The 18,490-nt window shown below is 68.7% G+C and carries 12 protein-coding genes; 11 read left to right on the forward strand and 1 reads right to left on the reverse strand.

All coding sequences use genetic code 11. The features are described 5' to 3' along the window. The first annotated feature begins 35 nt into the window (after positions 1–35). The 4 genes from OMP43_RS03410 (at position 36) to OMP43_RS03425 (ending at position 8,087) form a co-directional block, all read left to right on the forward strand. Positions 36–1,364 (forward strand): methyl-accepting chemotaxis protein, encoded by a 1,329-nt coding sequence (locus OMP43_RS03410; RefSeq protein WP_280278286.1) that lies wholly within the window; start codon positions 36–38, stop codon positions 1,362–1,364. Beyond that, entirely contained in the window at positions 1,361–2,929 is a 1,569-nt protein-coding gene (locus OMP43_RS03415; protein ID WP_280278287.1) for a carboxylesterase family protein, read from the forward strand. Before OMP43_RS03410 ends, OMP43_RS03415 begins: the two co-directional genes overlap by 4 nt. 90 nt (positions 2,930–3,019) lie before the next feature. Next, positions 3,020–4,054, forward strand: a complete 1,035-nt coding sequence (locus OMP43_RS03420) for a LacI family DNA-binding transcriptional regulator (RefSeq protein WP_280278289.1) — start codon at positions 3,020–3,022, stop codon at positions 4,052–4,054. A 703-nt stretch (positions 4,055–4,757) separates the two neighbouring features. Next, a complete protein-coding gene (locus OMP43_RS03425; protein ID WP_280278291.1) occupies positions 4,758–8,087 on the forward strand; it encodes a TonB-dependent receptor in 3,330 nt (1,109 codons plus the stop codon). Positions 8,088–8,186: 99 nt separating this feature from the next. Here OMP43_RS03425 and OMP43_RS03430 read toward each other — a convergent pair whose 3' ends face one another. Further along, entirely contained in the window at positions 8,187–10,007 is a 1,821-nt protein-coding gene (locus OMP43_RS03430; protein ID WP_280278638.1) for a potassium transporter Kup, read from the reverse strand. Between the two features lie 257 nt (positions 10,008–10,264). On the opposite strand from OMP43_RS03430, the gene OMP43_RS03435 reads away from it, so the two are divergent. From OMP43_RS03435 to OMP43_RS03465, 7 genes are all read left to right on the forward strand, one after another. Then, the gene (locus OMP43_RS03435) at positions 10,265–10,570 is read left to right on the forward strand and encodes a hypothetical protein (protein ID WP_280278292.1); all 306 of its coding nucleotides are present in this window, start codon (positions 10,265–10,267) and stop codon (positions 10,568–10,570) included. A gap of 106 nt (positions 10,571–10,676) precedes the next feature. Further along, positions 10,677–10,766, forward strand: coding sequence for a K(+)-transporting ATPase subunit F (kdpF, locus tag OMP43_RS03440; RefSeq protein ID WP_086128909.1), 90 nt, complete (start codon positions 10,677–10,679; stop codon positions 10,764–10,766). 12 nt (positions 10,767–10,778) lie between these two features. Next, a complete protein-coding gene (gene kdpA, locus OMP43_RS03445) occupies positions 10,779–12,479 on the forward strand; it encodes a potassium-transporting ATPase subunit KdpA (RefSeq protein ID WP_280278294.1) in 1,701 nt (566 codons plus the stop codon). 11 nt (positions 12,480–12,490) lie between these two features. Further along, positions 12,491–14,503 (forward strand): potassium-transporting ATPase subunit KdpB, encoded by a 2,013-nt coding sequence (gene kdpB / locus OMP43_RS03450; RefSeq protein WP_280278295.1) that lies wholly within the window; start codon positions 12,491–12,493, stop codon positions 14,501–14,503. A 44-nt stretch (positions 14,504–14,547) separates the two neighbouring features. Beyond that, positions 14,548–15,147 (forward strand): potassium-transporting ATPase subunit KdpC, encoded by a 600-nt coding sequence (gene kdpC / locus OMP43_RS03455; RefSeq protein WP_280278296.1) that lies wholly within the window; start codon positions 14,548–14,550, stop codon positions 15,145–15,147. Next, on the forward strand, positions 15,144–17,804 hold the full coding sequence (locus tag OMP43_RS03460; RefSeq protein ID WP_280278298.1) for a sensor histidine kinase KdpD: 2,661 nt from the start codon (positions 15,144–15,146) through the stop codon (positions 17,802–17,804). The genes kdpC and OMP43_RS03460 overlap by 4 nt, the downstream gene beginning before the upstream one ends. After that, on the forward strand, positions 17,801–18,484 hold the full coding sequence (locus OMP43_RS03465) for a response regulator transcription factor (protein ID WP_280278299.1): 684 nt from the start codon (positions 17,801–17,803) through the stop codon (positions 18,482–18,484). Before OMP43_RS03460 ends, OMP43_RS03465 begins: the two co-directional genes overlap by 4 nt. Positions 18,485–18,490: the final 6 nt, after the last annotated feature.

Genomic DNA, 18,490 nt, shown 5'->3' on the forward strand with positions numbered 1-18,490 from the left:
GCGAAACATCGCCCCGGCATGGGTGAGGATGGCCGATGGGGGAGGATTTCGCCGGCACCGCCGAAGCGGCTCCGGAAGGGCGTGACGTAGCGCAGCTGCGCGCGGTCTATGGCATGGATGCGGGCTTCGAGCGCGAGCTGGCCGAGGCCTGGCGCTTCATCGCGCCGCACATAGCGGGCGTGGCGCGCGAGCTGCTGGAGCGGCGCGCGGGCGGCGCGGTGCCCGCCGCGCTGGTCGAGAGCCGCGTCGACTATGCCCGCGCCAAGCTTTCGCGCCCGATCGACCAGGCCTGGGTCGATCGCGTCGCCGCCGAGGCCGACCGCATCGCCGAGGACGGCCTGGAATTCTCCACCGTCGCCGCATCGATGCTCGTCGCCCAGATGCACATCCATGCCCTGTTCTTCGCGCTGAGCAGCGATCCCGGCCAGCTCGAGCGGCTGACCCGCGCGACGCAGAAGCTGGCGGTGATCGAGTTCGAGATCATCGCCAGCCGGCTGCGCCAGATCGCCCGTCTGCGCGCCCAGGCCGCCCGGCGGCGCGAGCTGGCCGAGGTTCGCGCCGAGCTTAGCGAATCGATCGCCAGCACCGCCCGGACGAGCCGCGAGATCGCCCGGTTCACCGAGCGCACCGCCGCCGAGCTGCTCGGGCTGCGCGCGCCGGCGGCGGAAGTGGCGTCGGCGGCGGACCAGGCGGCGATCGCGATGGGCGAGTCCGCGCGCGGCGCCGCGGCGCTCATCACCGCCTATGAGCGCGCCCGCGAGGATGCCTCCGCCGCGGCGGAAGTCGCCGGCAATGCCGATGCCATCGCGCTCAAGGGCAAGGAGAGCGCCGAGCGCCTCTCCGCCAACACGGCGCGGATCGAGAGCGTCGTCACGCTGATCTCCGGCATCGCGCATCAGACCAGGCTGCTCGCGCTGAACGCCAGCATCGAGGCGGCGCGCGCCGGCGACAGCGGGCGCGGCTTCGCGGTGGTCGCGCAGGAAGTGCGGACGCTGGCGGACCAGGCGGCGGACGCGACCGGCGGCGTCACCCGGACGATCCGCGAGGCACAGGCCGCGAGCGCCGCGATGGCCGAGACCAACCGCGCGATCCTGGGCGTCGTCACCGAGCTGCTGGCCCGCGTCCGCGCCGTGTCGGGCGCGATGGAGGCGCAGATGGCCACCGTGGCGGGCATCCTCGCCTCGATCGACGAGACCGCCGTCTCCTCGCGCGAGATCGCGGCGCTGATCGCGACGATCAGCCTGCAGGTGGGGCGGCTGGCCGGCGAGGCCGAGGAAGCCGGGCGCCAGGCGGCGCTGACCCGCGCGGCGCTCGGCCGGATCGAAGAGGCGACGGGACATATCATGACGGGAGCAGGGCAATGAGCGGGGTAACGCGGCGTTCGGTAGTGGCGGGCGGCATGGCGCTGGCGGCGGCGCCGCTGGTGGCCCGTGCGACTCCGGTGAGCATGGTGGTCGATGCGCCTGCGGGCCGCTTCCTCAGCATGGGCCATTCCGAAGACCAGGGCGGTCCCTGGGCATTTCTGGGGATCCGCTACGGCGTGGCCGATCGCTTCCGCGCCCCGCGCCGGGCCGCGCGCGTGACCGATTTCCGTGCCGATACGTTCGGCCCGATCTGCCCGCAGGGCAGGGGCGACCAGCGTGCTTCCGAGGACTGCCTGTTCCTCAACATCTGGACGCCCGCCCCCAGTGACACGGCGAAGCGCCCGGTGATGCTCTACATCCATGGCGGGGCCTATTCGAACGGCACCGTCACCGTGCCGCTGAACGATGGCGCGACGCTGGCGGCGGCCGAGGATGTGGTGGTTGTGACGGTGAACCACCGGCTCAACGCGCTCGGCTATCTCTATCTCGCCCGCTTCGATCCGCGCTTCGCCGACAGCGGCAATCTCGGTCAGCTCGACCTGATCCTGGCGCTGCAATGGGTGCGGGACAATATTGCGGCATTCGGCGGCGATCCCCGCCGGGTCTTCGTGTTCGGCCAGTCGGGCGGCGGCGCCAAGATCGCGACGCTGATGGGCATGCCGGCGGCCAGAGGGCTGTTCCATTCGGCGGCGACGATGAGCGGGCAGCAGGTGACCGCGTCGGGCCCGCTCAACGCGACGAAGCGGGCCCAGGCCTATCTCGCGCGGCTGGGCGTGCGGGAAGGCGACCTCCAGCCCCTGCTCGACATGCCGGTCGAGAAGCTGGTCGATGCGCTGGACGCGACCGACCCGATCCTGGGCGGCGGCGTCTATTTCGGGCCGGTGCTCGACATGAAGTGGCTCACCCGCCACCCCTTCTGGCCCGACGCCAATCCGCAGAGCCTGGCGATCCCGATGATCCTGGGCAACACGCATGACGAGACACGGGCCTTCATCGATCCCAATTCGGAGAAGGTGCGGGGGCTGACCTGGGACAATGTGGCCGCGCGCATGGCGCCCGAGCTGCGCATGGACCTGCTGCCCGAATGGGTGGTCGCCCAATATCGCGCGCGCTTCCCGGGCGACACGCCCGAGCAGCTCTTCTACCGCGCCACCACCGCCGGCCGGAGCTGGCCGGGCCAATGGCTCGAGGCGGATGCGCGGGCGGCGGCGGGGGCCAGGGCGACCTGGGTCTATCAGGTCGACTACCAGTCGCCGACCCGGCCCGAGCGCGGCGCGCCGCACACGATGGATATAGCGCTGGCCTTTGGCACGCTCGATGCGCCGGGATCCTATACCGGTACCGGGCCGGCGGCGCGGAAGCTGAGCGGGCAGGTGATGGGCGCCTTCGCTTCGCTCGCGCGCACCGGCCGGCCGGCGGCGGCGGGCCTGCCCGCCTGGGCGCCCTATACCTTGCCCGGCCGCGCGACGATGCTGTTCGACGCGCCCAGCCGCCTGGCCGGCGATCCGCGCAAATGGGAGCGCGAGCTATGGAGCAGGGTGCCGTACATCCAGCCGGGCAGTTGAGGCGATAGCTGACACCGGTGGCCAATCCGCGGCGCCGACCAAGCCGATAATATCGTATCGCTTTGTCCTGCAAGCCATTATGTTCGCGGGATGGAGAGAACCGGAAAGCCCACGATCAACGACGTCGCCCGTATCGCCGGCGTCTCGAAGAAAACCGTCAGCCGGGTGATCAATCGCTCGCCGCTGCTCAATGGAGACACGCGCGCGAAGGTCGAGCAGGTGATCAGCGAGCTGGGCTATGTCCCCAATGTCCAGGCGCGCGCGCTGGCGCTGCGCCGCAACTTCCTGATCGGCCTGATCCACGACAATCCCAACGCGCAGATGGTGATGAACGTGCAGGCGGGCATGCTCGAGGCAATGCGCGACACCGAGTTCGAGCTGATCGTCCGCCCGATCGACCGGGGCAGCTCGACGATGCTCGAGGATGTGCGCAACTTCCTCGAGCGCCAGCGGCTCTATGGCGTGATGTTCCTGCCGCCCGTCTCCGAGAACGAGATGGTGGCGGAGCTCTGCCGCGAGCTCGGCATCCGCTATGTCCGCATGGGATCGGCGACGCTGGACGCGTCCGAGCACATGGTCGCCTCGAACGATTGCGACGTGGTGACCGAGGCGGTGAACCACCTGATCTCGCTCGGCCATCGCCGCATCGGCCTGATCGCCGGCCCGCACGGCTTCCGCTCCGCGCGCGAGCGCCGCAAGGGCTTCGAGAACGCGCTGGAAGAGGCGGGGATCAAGCTGCCGCGCAGCCTGATCGCCGACGGCAACTACACGTTCGAGACCGGGCTGGCCGCCGCCGACCGGCTGCTCGACCTGTCGCCGCGCCCCACCGCGATCTTCGCCTCGAACGACGAGATGGCTGCCGCCACCCTCCACGCCGCGCGCCGCCGGGGCATGAGCGTGCCCGAGGACCTGTCGATCGTCGGCTTCGACGACACCGCCATCGCCTCGCACATCTGGCCGCCGCTCACCACGGTGCACTGGCCGATCATCTCGATGGCACGCTCGGCCGCGCTGAAGCTGCTGGCGGACTTTTTCGGCGACGACGGCAATGCCGTGGAGGAGCCGTCGCTCTTCCCCTCGACGCTGATCCACCGCGCCTCGGTCGCGCCGCCGCGCGAGGGCTAGGTTCAAGACCCCGCCCAATCGGCGAACCCGGCCATCCCCGCATATTCTCCACCGTCATCCCCGCTATCCCTTCCTCCATCCCCCGCTGTGCCTTCCTCGTCATCCCCGCGCAGGCGGGGATCCAGGGCCAACAGCAAGGCGTGCGAGGCTCGCCTTGCCGTTTCCGGCAAGCGCCCGCGTGATTGCTTCGATCATCCCGAGCTACCCTGGATCCCCGCCTGCGCGGGGATGACGGTGGAGAATATGCGGGGATGACTAGGAAGGCACAGCGGGGGATGGAGGAAGGGATAGTGGGGGTGACGGCGGAGAAGGTGCGGAAGGAGCCATTGCCCGCGGGCAACAGGCCAGCGCGCGGAACCGGCGCGCAAAACCTCCCCGAAAACCCACGCGGCACGGCGGCATTTCCCCGATGTTGCTGAAATGCCGCAATCGCCCGATTGTGACATTTTGTTCAATGACACCGGTTGACACGCGTGGATGGTAGCGCGATCAATAGGGTGAACAAGCGTGGCTGAATACGCTTGCGCCCAAGTGGACGAGAAGATCCGCAAGAGGGGCGTGGGAGGGGGCAAGTCGCGACATGGCTGGATCTTGCGGAGCGGCTCGCGTCGTTTTCCGCAATGCTGCGTCGCACCCTGATTCCAGGCTCCGCCGGGCGCATCGACTCATGCTTGTCGATGAGAAGACTTTGGGGGAGGAATTCATGCTTTCTATCGCTGACACCCTTGCCGCGCGCCGTTCGGCGCTGCGCGGCACGACGGCGCTGGGCGCGCTCGGCATGGCGCTGCTGATGGCAGCGCCGGCCTGGGCGCAGACCGCCGAGGCCGCCGCCGCGGTCGCCGCCACCGTCGCGCAGGACGATCCGCAGGCCGCGCCGCAGGACCAGACGGAAAGCGGCGACCTGATCGTTGTTACCGGTTTCCGCGCCTCGCTGGCCAGCTCGGTCAACATCAAGCGCAATTCGAACCAGATCGTCGACGCGATCACCGCCGAGGACATTGCCGACTTCCCGGACGCCAATCTGGCGGAATCGATCCAGCGCCTGCCCGGCGTCTCGATCGATCGCGACAATGGCGAGGGCCGCACGATCACTGTGCGCGGCCTGGGCGGCGACTTCCAGATGGTCCGCCTGAACGGTGCCGATGCCCAGAACATCTCGGGCGGCAACCAGTCCGATTCCGGCGCTAACCGTTCGCGCGGCTTCGATTTCAACACCTTCGCCTCCGAACTGTTCGGCGGCATCAAGGTGACCAAGTCGACCGCGGCGGAGAATGACGAAGGGTCGCTCGGCGCGATCATCGACCTCACCACCGGCCGCCCGCTCGCCTACAAGAAGAACCGCTTCGCCGCGGGCGCCGAGGCCGAGTATCGCGAGAACGGCAAGAAGTGGAACCCGCGCTTCACCGGCCTCGCCTCGGTGCGGGTGACGGACAATTTCGGCATCCTCGTCTCGGGCGCGTACCAGAAGCAGGAACAGCAGATCGACGCCTATCGCCGCAACATCGGCGTGTTCGAATATGCCTATCGCAACTCGCAGATCGCCGGCGTCACCCCGAACGTGTTCGGCTTCGCGCGCCCGAGCAACCAGGGCACCGGCGCCACCTTCGGCTCGGATCCGGCGGCCTATGCGCTGGTCACGCCGACCACGATCATCCCGGGCCTGCCCTCGGTCGGCCGCCAATATCTGGACTATGAGCGGATCGGCGCCACCGCGACGATGCAGTGGAAGCCGGGCCCGGGCACCGAGATCACGCTGGACGGCGTGTTCTCGCGCTACGACCAGAACAGCAACAACACCGGCATCACGCCGATCGGCCTCAACCGCAACGGCACCAATGCGCGCGTGGTGGGGACGGGCGCGAACGGGCTGCGCGCGATCGGCACCGCCAATGGCTATGCCGACCGTGTCGCGCTCTATGCGAACTGCGTGCCCAGCGCGATCATCGACTGCAATGGCGACCAGCCGGGCAACGGCGTGGGCCAGGCGCCGCTGGCCGGCTATTTCAACAGCCTCAACCCGAACAACCTCAATCCGTTCGACTATTACAACAACCCCGCCTCGCCGGGCTATGTCGCGACCGCCAACCAGATCGGCTATTACAACGAGCTGCTCGGCCGCCCGAACACCAAGATCCGCGAGGCGCATGTCAACAGCGCCGGCCAGGCCGATTATCTGGTCCTCGACGATGTGGACTGGCGCAGCTTCGCCGATACCCAGTTCGGCCGCACCGACTTCAAGCAGGTGACGCTGAACGTCCATCAGGAGCTCGCGCCGGGCTTCTATGCCGATGCGACCGGCGGCTGGTCGAAATCGCAGTTCCGCGCCTATGGCCTGCTCGCCGAGTTCAACGCGATCGACCAGGACGGCTATACCTTCGACGAGCGCGCCGGCGGCAAGATGCCGGTGTTCAAGCCCGGCTTCGACGTGGCGAACCCGAACAGCTGGACGCTGGTGAAGGGCCTGTCGACGATCCGCTACTTCACCAACACCGTGGACAATGAGTTCAAGGTGGCGCGGGTGAACTTCACCTATGAAGCGCTGCCCGAGATGTCGATCCGCTTCGGCGGGACCGCCAAGCAGTTCGCCTATTCGGGCGACCAGGGCCGCCGCAACCAGTCGATCGAGGCGATCAACCCGACGCTGGCCGAGGCGCGGCTCAACATCACCGATCTCGGCCAGACGATCGGCTTCGGCCAGGGGCTGAACGTGTCGCAGGGCACGCCGACCAGCTATTATGCGCCCGATATCAAGAAGTTCATCAATCAGTTCGGCATCAACTGCAACTGTGTGAACAAATGGGGCGATTTCCGCGCCGTGGTCGACGGGCGCCAGCGCTCCGGGGTGAGCGAGAACGACGTGTCGGCCTATTTCCAGGTCGACTACAACGTCAACCTGCTCGGCCGGCCGCTGCGCGGCAATATCGGCATGCGCGTCGCCAATACCCGGGTCTCGGGCTCGGGCAATGTCGGCGGCGCCGACGGCGTGGCGGGCCTCGGGGTGACCGCGAAGAACGAATATTGGGACTGGCTGCCCGCGATGAACGCGAACTGGGAAGTCGCCGACAATTTCCTCGTCCGCTTCGCCGCGTCCAAGGTGATGTCGCGGCCGCAGCTCGCCAGCCTGACGCCGGGCACCACGGCCTTCACCACCAGCCTGAACGCGAACGGCACGGCGCCGACGCTGACGGTGGGCAATCCCTATCTCAACCCGTTCCGCGCGACCAATCTCGACCTGAGCCTCGAGAAATATTTCGCGCATAACGGCCTGATCGCGGTGAACCTGTTCAGGAAGAACATCGACACCTTCCCGCAGCAGGTGGCGCTCGAGGCGCCGCTGTCGGCGGTGTTCGAGCCCGAGGTGTACCAGCAGGTGCTGACCTTCATCACCAACCCCGCGCTGCTCAGCTACACCACGGCCGGCGGCACCTGGGGCATCCGCCAGTTCAAGGATGCGCCCGGCGGCCATATCCAGGGCGTGGAAGTCAATCTGCAGACCGACTTCTTCTTCCTGCCCGGCTTCCTGAAGCATTTCGGCGTGATCGCGAACTACACGCACATCGATTCGAGCCTGAGCTATCTGACGGGCACGGCGCTGAGCACCAGCCAGACGGTGTCGGGCACCGCGGTGAACAGCTATGCCGAGGGGCCGTTCCTCAACACGTCGCCGGACGCGTTCAACGCGACGCTCTATTACGAGGACAGCAAGTTCTCGGCCCGCGTCTCGGGCGCGTGGCGGGCGCGCTACGTGAACCGTTTCCCGCTGGCGACGGGCACCTGCTCGGTAGGCACCACCACGGTCGGCGGCGGCCCCTGCAACTCGCCGGTGTTCGCGGACTTCGGCTATAACGAGAACCAGCTGAACATCGACTTCGCCATGTCCTATGCGGTGACCAAGTTCGCCAAGCTGTCGCTCGAGGGCCGCAACATGACCAACGCGCCGCAATATCGCACGATGTACGCGGCCAATCCGGTCAGCCAGACCTATGCCAGCACCGGGCGGATCATCACCGCCGGCCTGCGCATGAGCTTCTGATCCGCTAGGGGAGGGGGCGGCGATCCGCCCCCTTTCCGGCCGGCCGGCGCCGCGCGGTTCGCGCCTATCTCCCCGCCCTTTCGGGGAGGGGGCGCCGCTTCAAATTTCCACCTGGCTCCCCAGCTCGACCACGCGGTTGGTGGGGAGCTTGAAGAACTCCATCGCGCTCTCGGCGTTGCGGACCATCAGGGCGAACAGCTTCTCGCGCCAGATCGCCATGCCCGGCCGGGACGAAGCGATCAGCGTCTGCCGGGCGAGGAAATAGCTTGTCTCCATCGCCTTGAACTTGTCGCCCACGGCTTCGCCCAGCGCATGGAGCGCGGCGGGAATGTCGATCTCGTCCATGAAGCCGTAATGGAGGACGATCCGGTAGAATCCCTCGCCGAGCGGCTTCACTTCGGCACGGGCCGCGGGGGCGACATGCGGCACCTGCTCGATCGCCACGGTGAGGATCACCACGCGATCGTGCAGCACCTTGTTGTGCTTGAGGTTGTGGAGCAGCGCGGGCGGAATGTCGTCGGTGCTGGCAAGGAACACGGCGGTGCCCGGGACGCGCTGCACCGAATGGCCGGCGGACTGGATGAAGATCTGGATCGGCATCGCCCCTTCGTGCAGCCGCGCGCGGACCAGCCGGCGCCCGCTCGCCCAGGTGGTGAGCAGGATGAAGACGATCGCCGCCACCAGCAGCGGGAACCAGCCGCCATCGGGGATCTTGGTGACGTTCGAGGCGAAATAGAGCCCGTCGATGAGCAGGAAGCCGCCGGTGACCAGCCCGGCCACGACCGGCGGCCATTTCCACACCGCGAAGGTGAGCACGCCCAGCATGCAGGCGGTGATGAACATCGTGCCGGTTACCGCGATGCCATAGGCGGCGGCGAGATTGCTCGAGCTGCGGAAGCCGAGGACGAGCAGGATCACCATGATCAGCAGCAGCCAGTTGGTGAGCGGGACATAGATCTGCCCCGCCGCCTTGGCGCTGGTATGGCGGATGCGCAGGCGCGGAAGGAAGCCGAGCTGCACCGCCTGCTGCGTCACCGAAAAGGCGCCCGAGATCACCGCCTGGCTGGCGATCACCGTCGCCATGGTGGCGAGGATGACGAGGGGGAGGCGGGCCCATTCGGGCGCCAGCAGGAAGAACGGGTTCTCCACCGCGGCGGGGCTGCTCAGCAGCAGCGCCGACTGGCCGAGATAGTTGAGCATCAGGCAGGGGAAGGCGATGTAGAGCCAGGAGACCATGATCGCCTTGCGCCCGAAATGGCCCATATCGGCATAAAGCGCCTCGGCCCCGGTCACCGCCAGCACCACCGATCCCAGCGCCAGGAAGGCAAGCATGGGATCGAGCAGGAAGAAGTTGAGCGCGTACCAGGGATTGAGCGCCCAGAGGATGTCCGGGCTCCGCGCGATCCCGGACACGCCGAGCACCGCGATCACCGCGAAATAGAAGACCATCACCGGGCCGAACAGCCGGCCGACCCGCGCGGTGCCGCGCGACTGGATCATGAAGAGGCCGATCAGGATGGCGATGCTGATCGGCAGCACCAGCTGCGACAGCGAGTCCTCGACCGTGGCGAGCCCCTCCACCGCCGACAGCACCGACACCGCCGGCGTGATGATCGCGTCGCCATAGAAGAGCGCGGTGGCGATCACGCCCAGGATCGTCACCCAGGGCGTCCAGCGCGTCTCGCCCAGCTTGCGCGTGATCAGCGCCAGCAGCGCCAGGCTGCCGCCTTCGCCCTTGTTGTCCGCGCGCAGGATGATGACGACATATTTGAGCGTCACCACCAGCACCATCGTCCAGAAGACCAGCGAGAGCACGCCGAAGATATGCTCCCGGTCCACCGCCAGCGGATGATGGCCGATGAAGCTTTCCTTGAGCGAATAGAGCGGCGAGGTGCCGATATCGCCGAACACCACGCCGATGGCGCCGACGGCAAGCGTGCCGAGCCGATCCTGATGGCCGTGCGAGGGGCCGGTTTCGGCGGTCTGCGTCGCGTTCAAGGCGGGCCTTTCCCTGCCGGCTCCCCCTTCGGCGCCGTCGAGCCCGCCTAGTATTCAGAGGTTTCGGCCGCTGCCAACGATTTTATGGAATCTTTATGCGGGGGCCGAACTTCCCCGTGGAACCTTAACTGGCCGCCGCCCCACATCGCTGCTCACGACATCCTGTTCGGAGGTGCATCGTGGGTGCGTTTCTGCATCGTCTGGAAAGCGGCGCCGGAGGCTGGCCGGCACAGGCCGGGCTGCGGCTGGGCGGCGCGCTGCTGCTTGGCGGCTGCGCGCTGGCGGTGTCGGCGCTCGCCGTCTCGATCCACCATGCGCCGCTGCACAATGCCGATCCCGCCGAATTCGGCGAGGCCGTGCTTTCCGTCATCGCCTGGGCGCTGGGCTGGGCGCTGCTGATCGAGGGGCCGGGCCTGTTCCGGCTGATCCCCGTGCCGCCCGGGCACATCCGGTTCGACAATGGGCGCCATGATCGCCGCCAATAGGGGAACAAGACCATGAACGACCTGATCTGGCTGGGAGCGCTCGCCGGGCTCTTCCTGCTCACGCTCGCCTGCGTCCGCCTCTGCGACCAGGCTTGAGGAGAACGCTATGCCGCTGCCGCTCGCGCTCGCCGGGCTCACCGCCCTGGGCCTGCTCATCTACCTCGTGGCCGTGCTCGTCCGGCCCGAGCGCTTCTGATCGGACTTCATCATGACCGTGCAAGGCTGGACGCTGATCCTCGTCTTCCTGCTGCTCCTCGTCGCGCTCGCCAAGCCGATGGGGAGCTGGCTCTTCGCCATCTATGAAGGGCGGCGCACGCCGCTCCATGCCGTGCTCGGCCCGGTCGAGCGCGGCTTCTACAGGCTCGCCGGCGTCGATCCGCACGCCGAGCAGGGCTGGCGCCGCTATGCGCTGCACATGCTGGCGTTCCAGCTGGCGACCTTCGCCTTCACCTATTGCATCCTGCGCTTCCAGGACCTGCTGCCGCTCAATCCGCGCGGGCTGCCGGGCCAGTCGCCCGACCTCGCCTTCAACACGGCGGTGAGCTTCACCACCAACACCAACTGGCAGAGCTATTCGGGCGAGAGCCTGTCGATCCTCAGCCAGATGCTCGGCCTCACCATCCATAATTTCCTGTCGGCGGCGACCGGCATCGCCATCGCCTTTGCGCTGTTCCGCGGCTTCGCGCGGCGCCAGGCGAGCGGCATCGGCAATTTCTGGGCCGACATGACCCGGGTGACGCTCTACGTGCTGCTGCCCGCGTGCATCGTCTATGCGCTGTTCCTGATCGCCAGCGGCGTGCCGCAGACCTTCCTGTCCTCGGTCGACGCGACCACGCTGGAGGGCGCGCGCCAGACGATCCTGCTCGGGCCCGTCGCCTCGCAGGAAGCGATCAAGATGCTCGGCACCAATGGCGGCGGCTTCTTCAACGCCAATTCGGCGCATCCGTTCGAGAATCCGGGCGCGCTCACCAATTTCGTCCAGATGCTGTCGATCCTGCTGATCGGCGCCGGCCTGACCCACAGCTTCGGCCGGGCGGTGGGGAATCCGCGCCAGGGCTGGGCAATCCTCGCCGCGATGCTGGTCATGTTCGTCGCCGGCACCACCATGAGCTATTGGCAGGAAGCCGCGGGCAATCCGGCGCTCCATCATCTCGGCCTTGCCGGGGGCAGCATGGAGGGCAAGGAAGTCCGCTTCGGCATCGCCGCCAGCGCCCTGTTCAGCGTGGTGACCACCGCGGCCTCGTGCGGCGCGGTCAACGCGATGCACGACAGCCTGACGCCGCTCGGCGGCATGATCCCGCTGTTCAACATGCAGCTCGGCGAAGTCGTGATCGGCGGCGTCGGCGCGGGCATCTACGGCTTCCTGCTCTTCGCCATCCTCGCGGTGTTCGTCGCCGGGCTGATGGTGGGCCGCACGCCCGAATATGTCGGCAAGAAGATCGAGAGCCGCGAGGTCAAGCTCGCCGTCCTCGCCATCGCGGTGCTGCCGCTGATGATCCTGGGCGGCACCGCGCTGGCCTCGGCGCTGCCGGCGGGCCTGGCCGGGCCGCTCAACAAGGGGCCGCATGGCTTCACCGAGATCCTCTACGCCTTCACTTCGGCCACCGCGAACAATGGCTCGGCCTTTGGCGGCCTGAGCGCGAACACGCCCTTCTACAACGGCATGCTCGCCGTCGCGATGTGGGTGGGCCGCTTCTTCATCATCGTGCCCGCGCTCGCCATCGCCGGCAGCCTGGCCGCGAAGAAGGTGCATCCGGAGAGCGCGGGCTCGTTCCCGACCACCGGCCTGCTCTGGGTCGGCCTGCTCGTCGGCATCGTCCTGATCCTGGGCGGGCTCACCTTCCTGCCCAGCCTCGCGCTCGGTCCCATCGCCGATCATCTCGCGATGATCCACGGCCAGCTCTTCTGAGGTCCCTTGCCATGACGACCGCAACCCTGTTCACGCCCGCCCTGATCGGCCCTGCCATCGGCGACGCGTTCGCGAAGCTCGATCCGCGCCAGCTGGTGAAGAACCCCGTGCTCTTCACCACCGCGGTGGTCGCGCTGCTGCTCACCGTGCTGCTGTTCCTCGGCGGCACCAGCCTGTCCCTGTCCTTCCAGATCCAGCTGATCGTCTGGCTGTGGCTCACCGTGCTGTTCGGCACCTTTGCCGAGGCGCTGGCCGAGGGGCGGGGCCGCGCCCAGGCCGCGTCGCTGCGCGCCACCAAGTCGGAACTCAGCGCGCGGCTGCCCAGCGGCAGGGTCGTCCCGGCCTCGCAGCTGAAGAAGGGCGACATCGTCCTGGTCGAGACCGGCGACCTGATCCCGGCCGATGGCGAGGTGATCGAGGGCGTCGCCTCGGTCAACGAAAGCGCGATCACCGGCGAGAGCGCGCCGGTGATCCGCGAGGCGGGCGGCGACCGTTCGGCGGTGACCGCCGGCACCCGCGTGATCTCGGACCGGATCAAGGTGCGCGTCACCCAGGAGCCGGGCCAGGGTTTCCTCGACCGGATGATCGCGCTGGTGGAGGGGGCCGAGCGCCAGAAGACTCCGAACGAGATCGCGCTGACCATCCTGCTCGTCGGCCTGACGATTATCTTCCTGATCGCCGTCTCGACCATTCCGAGCTTCGCCGCCTATGCGGGCGGCCAGGTGCCGGTGGCGATCCTGGCGGCGCTGCTGATCACGCTGATCCCGACCACGATCGCGGCCTTGCTCTCGGCGATCGGCATCGCGGGGATGGACCGGCTGGTGCGCTTCAACGTGCTTGCCAAATCGGGCCGCGCGGTGGAGGCGGCGGGCGATATCGACGTGCTGCTGCTCGACAAGACCGGCACCATCACCATCGGCGACCGCGCCGCGAGCGAGTTCCGCCCGCTCGGCGGCGTCACCACCGACGAGCTGGCGCGCGCCGCCCTGCTCGCCAGCCTGGCCGACGAGACGCCCGAGGGCCGCTCGATCGTGGCGCTCGCCCAGGGCAGATATGCGGTGGAGATCCGCAGCCTGCCCAAGACCGCCGAGGTCATTCCCTTCACTGCCCAGACGCGCATCTCGGGCGTCCGCATCGGCACCACGCTGATCCAGAAGGGCGCGGTCGACGCGGTGCTGCGCGCCAATCCCGGCCTGGGCGAGACGGCGGCGGGCGGCGACCTGCGCCGCATCGCCGAGGAGATCGCGCGCCAGGGCCAGACGCCGCTGGCGGTGGCCGAGGATGGCCGGCTGTTCGGCGTGATCGCGCTCAAGGACGTGGTCAAGGCCGGGGTACGCGAGCGGTTCGGCGAGCTGCGCCGGATGGGCATCCGCACCGTGATGATCACCGGCGACAATCCGCTGACCGCCGCGGCGATCGCGGCCGAGGCCGGGGTGGATGATTTCCTCGCCGAAGCCACGCCGGAGGACAAGCTCGCGCTGATCCGCAAGGAGCAGCAGGGCGGCCGCCTGGTGGCGATGTGCGGCGACGGCACCAACGATGCGCCGGCGCTCGCCCAGTCCGATGTGGGCGTGGCGATGAATACCGGCACCCAGGCCGCGCGCGAGGCGGGCAACATGGTCGATCTCGACAGCGATCCGACCAAGCTCATCGAGATCGTCGGCCTGGGCAAGCAGCTGCTGATGACGCGCGGGGCGCTGACCACCTTCTCGGTCGCCAACGACATCGCGAAATATTTCGCGATCATCCCGGCGATGTTCGTCGCGCTCTATCCGTCGCTCGGCGTGCTCAACGTGATGGAGCTGGCGAGCCCGCAGAGCGCGATCCTCTCCGCGATCATCTTCAACGCGCTGATCATCCCGGCGCTGGTGCCGCTGGCGCTCAAGGGCGTGAAATATCGCCCGATCGGGGCGGGGCCGCTGCTGGCCCGCAACCTGGCGATCTACGGCCTGGGCGGCGTGCTGGCGCCGTTCGCGGGGATCAAGCTGATCGACCTGGTCGTGGCGGGGCTGGGGCTGGCGTGACGAGGCAGGCCCCTCCCGCGGAGAGGCTTCAGAAGGAAGAAGAAATGCTCAAGGATCTCACTACCGCTCTTCGTCCGGCGCTCGTCCTGACGATCCTGTTCGCCGCCCTGCTCGGGCTCGCCTATCCGGCGGCGCTCACCGGCATCGGCCAGCTCGCCTTCCCGCACCAGGCGAATGGCAGCCTGATCGTCGAGGACGGCCGGGTGCGCGGCTCCGAGCTGCTCGGCCAGGGTTTCGCCGGTCCCCGCTATTTCCACGGCCGGCCCTCGGCCGCCGGCACCAATGGCTATGACCCCACCGCTTCGTCCGGCTCCAACCTGGGGCCGACCGCGCAGGCGCTCGTCGATCGCGTCGCCAAGGACGTCGCCGCCAACCGTTCCGCACCAGGAAATTCGGTTCCCGCCGATCTGGTGACCACCTCCGCCTCGGGGCTTGACCCTGACATCAGCCCCGAGGCGGCCTTTTTCCAGGTGGCCCGCGTCGCCGGGGCGCGGGGGCTGAGCGCCGGCAAGGTGCGCGCGATCGTCGCCGGGCATGTCGAGCAGCCGCTGCTCGGCTTCCTGGGCGAGCCGCGCGTCAACGTGCTCGCGCTCAATCGCGATCTCGACAAGCAGGCGGCGCAGGGCGCAAAAGCCGCCGAGTGAGCGACGACGACCAGCGACCCGATCCCGACGCCCTGCTGCGCGCCGCCGCGCAGGAGGGCTTCGGCCGCCTGAAGGTATTCCTCGGCGCCGCCCCCGGGGTGGGCAAGACCTATGAGATGCTCACCGAGGCCGCGGCGCGGCGCAAGGCGGGCATCGACGTCGTCATCGGCGTGGTCGAGACGCATGGCCGCGTCGAGACCGAGGCGCTGGTCCAGGGGCTGGAGATCGTGCCGCGCCGTCCGGTCGCCTATCATGGCCGCACCATCGCCGAGATGGACATCGACGCCATCCTGGCCCGCGCGCCGCAGCTGGTGCTGGTCGACGAGCTTGCCCACACCAACGCGCCGGGCAGCCGGCACGACAAGCGCTACCAGGACATCGAGGAGCTGCTCGCGGCGGGGATAGATGTCTATTCCACCGTCAACATCCAGCATATCGAGAGCCTGAACGACGTCGTCGCCTCCTTCACCAAGGTGCGGGTGCGCGAGACCGTGCCGGACCGCGTGCTCGAGGCGGCGGACCTCGAGATCGTCGACCTGCCGCCCGACGAGCTGATCGAGCGGCTGCGCGAAGGCAAGGTCTATGTCCCCGAGGAAGCGACGCGAGCGCTGGGGCATTTCTTCTCCAAGTCGAACCTGACCGCCCTGCGCGAGCTGGCGTTGCGCCGCGCCGCCCAGGCGGTCGACGCGCAGATGCTCGACTATCTGCGCACCCATGCGCTGGCCGGCACCTGGGCGGCCAGCGAGCGGCTGGTGGTGGCGGTGAGCGAGCTGCCCGGCTCGGCCGAGCTGGTCCGCGCCGCCAAGCGCGTCGCCGACGGGCTGCGCGCGCCCTGGACGGCGGTGCACATCGAAACGCCGCGCACCGCCCGGCTCAGCGACGCGGAAAATGCCCAGATCGCCGCGACGCTCCATCTCGCCAGCCAGCTCGGCGGGCAGGTGGCGACGGTACCGGCGGAATCGGTGCTGGAGGGCCTCAAGCGCTTCACCGCCGAGGCGCGCGCCACCCAGCTCATCGTCGGCAAGTCGGCGCGCTCGCGCTGGTTCGAGCTGCGGCACGGCTCGGTGGTGGACCGGCTGGTGCGCGAGACGCCGGGCATCGCGGTGCACGTGCTGCCGATGCTCGAGGCGCCCGCGCCCGGCCGCCACCACCGCCCGCGCGGCCGCTGGGGTTCCCCGGCCGACTATATCGTCTCGCTCGGCCTGGTCGTCGCAGTCACGGTGCTGGGGGCGACGATCTTCTCGCTCGGCAACATCACCAATATCGGGCTGCTCTACCTGTTGCCGGTGATGGTCGCGGCGACGCGCTACGGCGTGCGCCCGGGCGTGGTGACCGGGCTGGTCTCGTCGCTCGCCTATAATTTCTTCTTCATCCCGCCAACCCGGACCTTCACCATCCAGGACCCGCAGAACATCATCACCGTGCTGGTGCTGATGGGGGTGGCGGTGGTCTCCAGCCAGCTCGCGGCGCGCGTGCGGGCACAGGCGGAGCTCGCCCAGCGCAGCGCCGCGCAGAACAGCACGCTGGCGGGCTTCGCGCGGCTGCTGACGGGGGTGAGCACGCAGGAGGATCTCGGCCAGACGCTCTGCGCCGAGGTCGCCCGGCTGCTCGACGTGAGCGCGGTGCTGCTGCTGCCCGAGCACGGCCAGCTCGGGCTGCGCGCGGCCTATCCGCCGGAGGACCGGCTCGAGATGATCGAGCAGGCGGCGGCGCAATGGTCGTTCGACCACAACAGCCCCGCCGGGCGCGGCTCGGACACGCTCACCGCTTCGGAATGGCTGTTCCATCCGCTCGCGGCGGGCGGGCGGGCGCTAGGAGTGTTGGGCGTGGCGCGGATCGATGCGGGCAATCCGCTGCGCTCGGACCAGCTGCCGCTGCTGCTCAGCCTGCTCGACCAGGCCGCGCTCGCCTTTGAGCGGATCGCGCTGGAGAGCGAGATGGCGATGGTGACCCAGCTGAAGGAGCGCGACCGGCTGCGCGCAGCGCTGCTCTCCTCGGTGAGCCACGACCTGCGCACGCCGCTCACCACCATCCTCGGCATGCTGGGCGAGATGCGGCCGGCGGGCGAGGGGCAGGAGGAGCAGCTGTCCGCCGCCCGCGCCGAGGCGGAACGGCTCAACCGCTTCGTCGCCAACCTGCTCGACATGGTGCGGATCGAAGCGGGCGCGCTCCACCAGTCGATCGAGCCGGTCGACCTGGCCGAGGCTGTCGCCGCCGCCGTGCACGACCTGCGGCGGGTGCTGGAAGATCATCCGGTGCGGCTCGACGTGCCGCCCGAGCTCCCCTTCGCCTCGGTCGATCCGCAGCTGTTCCACCATTGCCTGATCAACCTGATCGAGAATGCCGGAAAATATGGCGATCCGGGCTCGTCGATCACGCTCACCGCGCGCCGCCAGCCGGGCAGCATGACGCTGAGCGTGATGGACGAGGGCCCCGGCCTGCCGCCGGGCGACGAGGCGCGGATCTTTGAGACCTTCACCCGGATCGAGGGATCGGACCGCAAGGGAGGCACCGGGCTCGGCCTCGCCATCGTGAAGGGATTTGCCGAGGCGATGGGGCTGAGTGTCTCCGCGGCGAACCGCACCGACCGGGCCGGGGCGATCTTCACCATCCGCTTCCCGGAAGCCTTGCTACGGAAAGGAAATGCAGGCGAATGAGCCAGCAGGCGAAAATTCTGGTGGTGGACGACGAGCCGGCGATCCGCCGTCTGCTCGGCGCGGGGCTGGCGCGCGCGGGCTACCGCGTGGTCGAGGCGGCGAGCGCCCGCGACGCGCTGAGCGCCATGCAGATCGACAAGCCCGAGGCGGTGCTGCTCGATCTCGGCCTGCCCGATCGCGACGGGCTTGAGCTGGTGCCGCTGCTCAAGGCGGCGGGCGCGTCCGTGATCGTCGTCTCCGCGCGCGACGCGACCGAGCAGAAGGTCACCGCGCTCGACCTGGGCGCGGACGACTATGTGACCAAGCCATTCGATACCGAGGAAGTGCTCGCTCGCGTCCGCACCGCGCTGCGCCATCGCCTTTCGGTGGAGGCCGAGATGCCGGTGGTGCGGATCGATGCGATCGAGATCGACCTGGGCGCAAGGCTGGTCCGCAGGGCCGGCGAGGAGGTGCATCTGACGCCCAAGGAGTTCGGCTTTCTCGCCGAGCTCGCCAAGCATCCCGGGCGGGTGGTGACTCATGCCCAGCTGCTGCGCACCGTCTGGGGCCCGGGCCACGAGCATGACGTCGAATATCTCCGCGTCGCCGCGCGCGGCGTCCGCCGCAAGCTGGAGGGCGATGCGGCGGCTCCTTCGGTGATCCGCAACGAGCCGGGGGTGGGCTATCGCCTGATGGCCTGAGCCTGA

The organism is Sphingomonas sp. CBMAI 2297 (assembly GCF_029870595.1).
In the GTDB taxonomy this organism is placed as follows: domain Bacteria; phylum Pseudomonadota; class Alphaproteobacteria; order Sphingomonadales; family Sphingomonadaceae; genus Sphingomonas.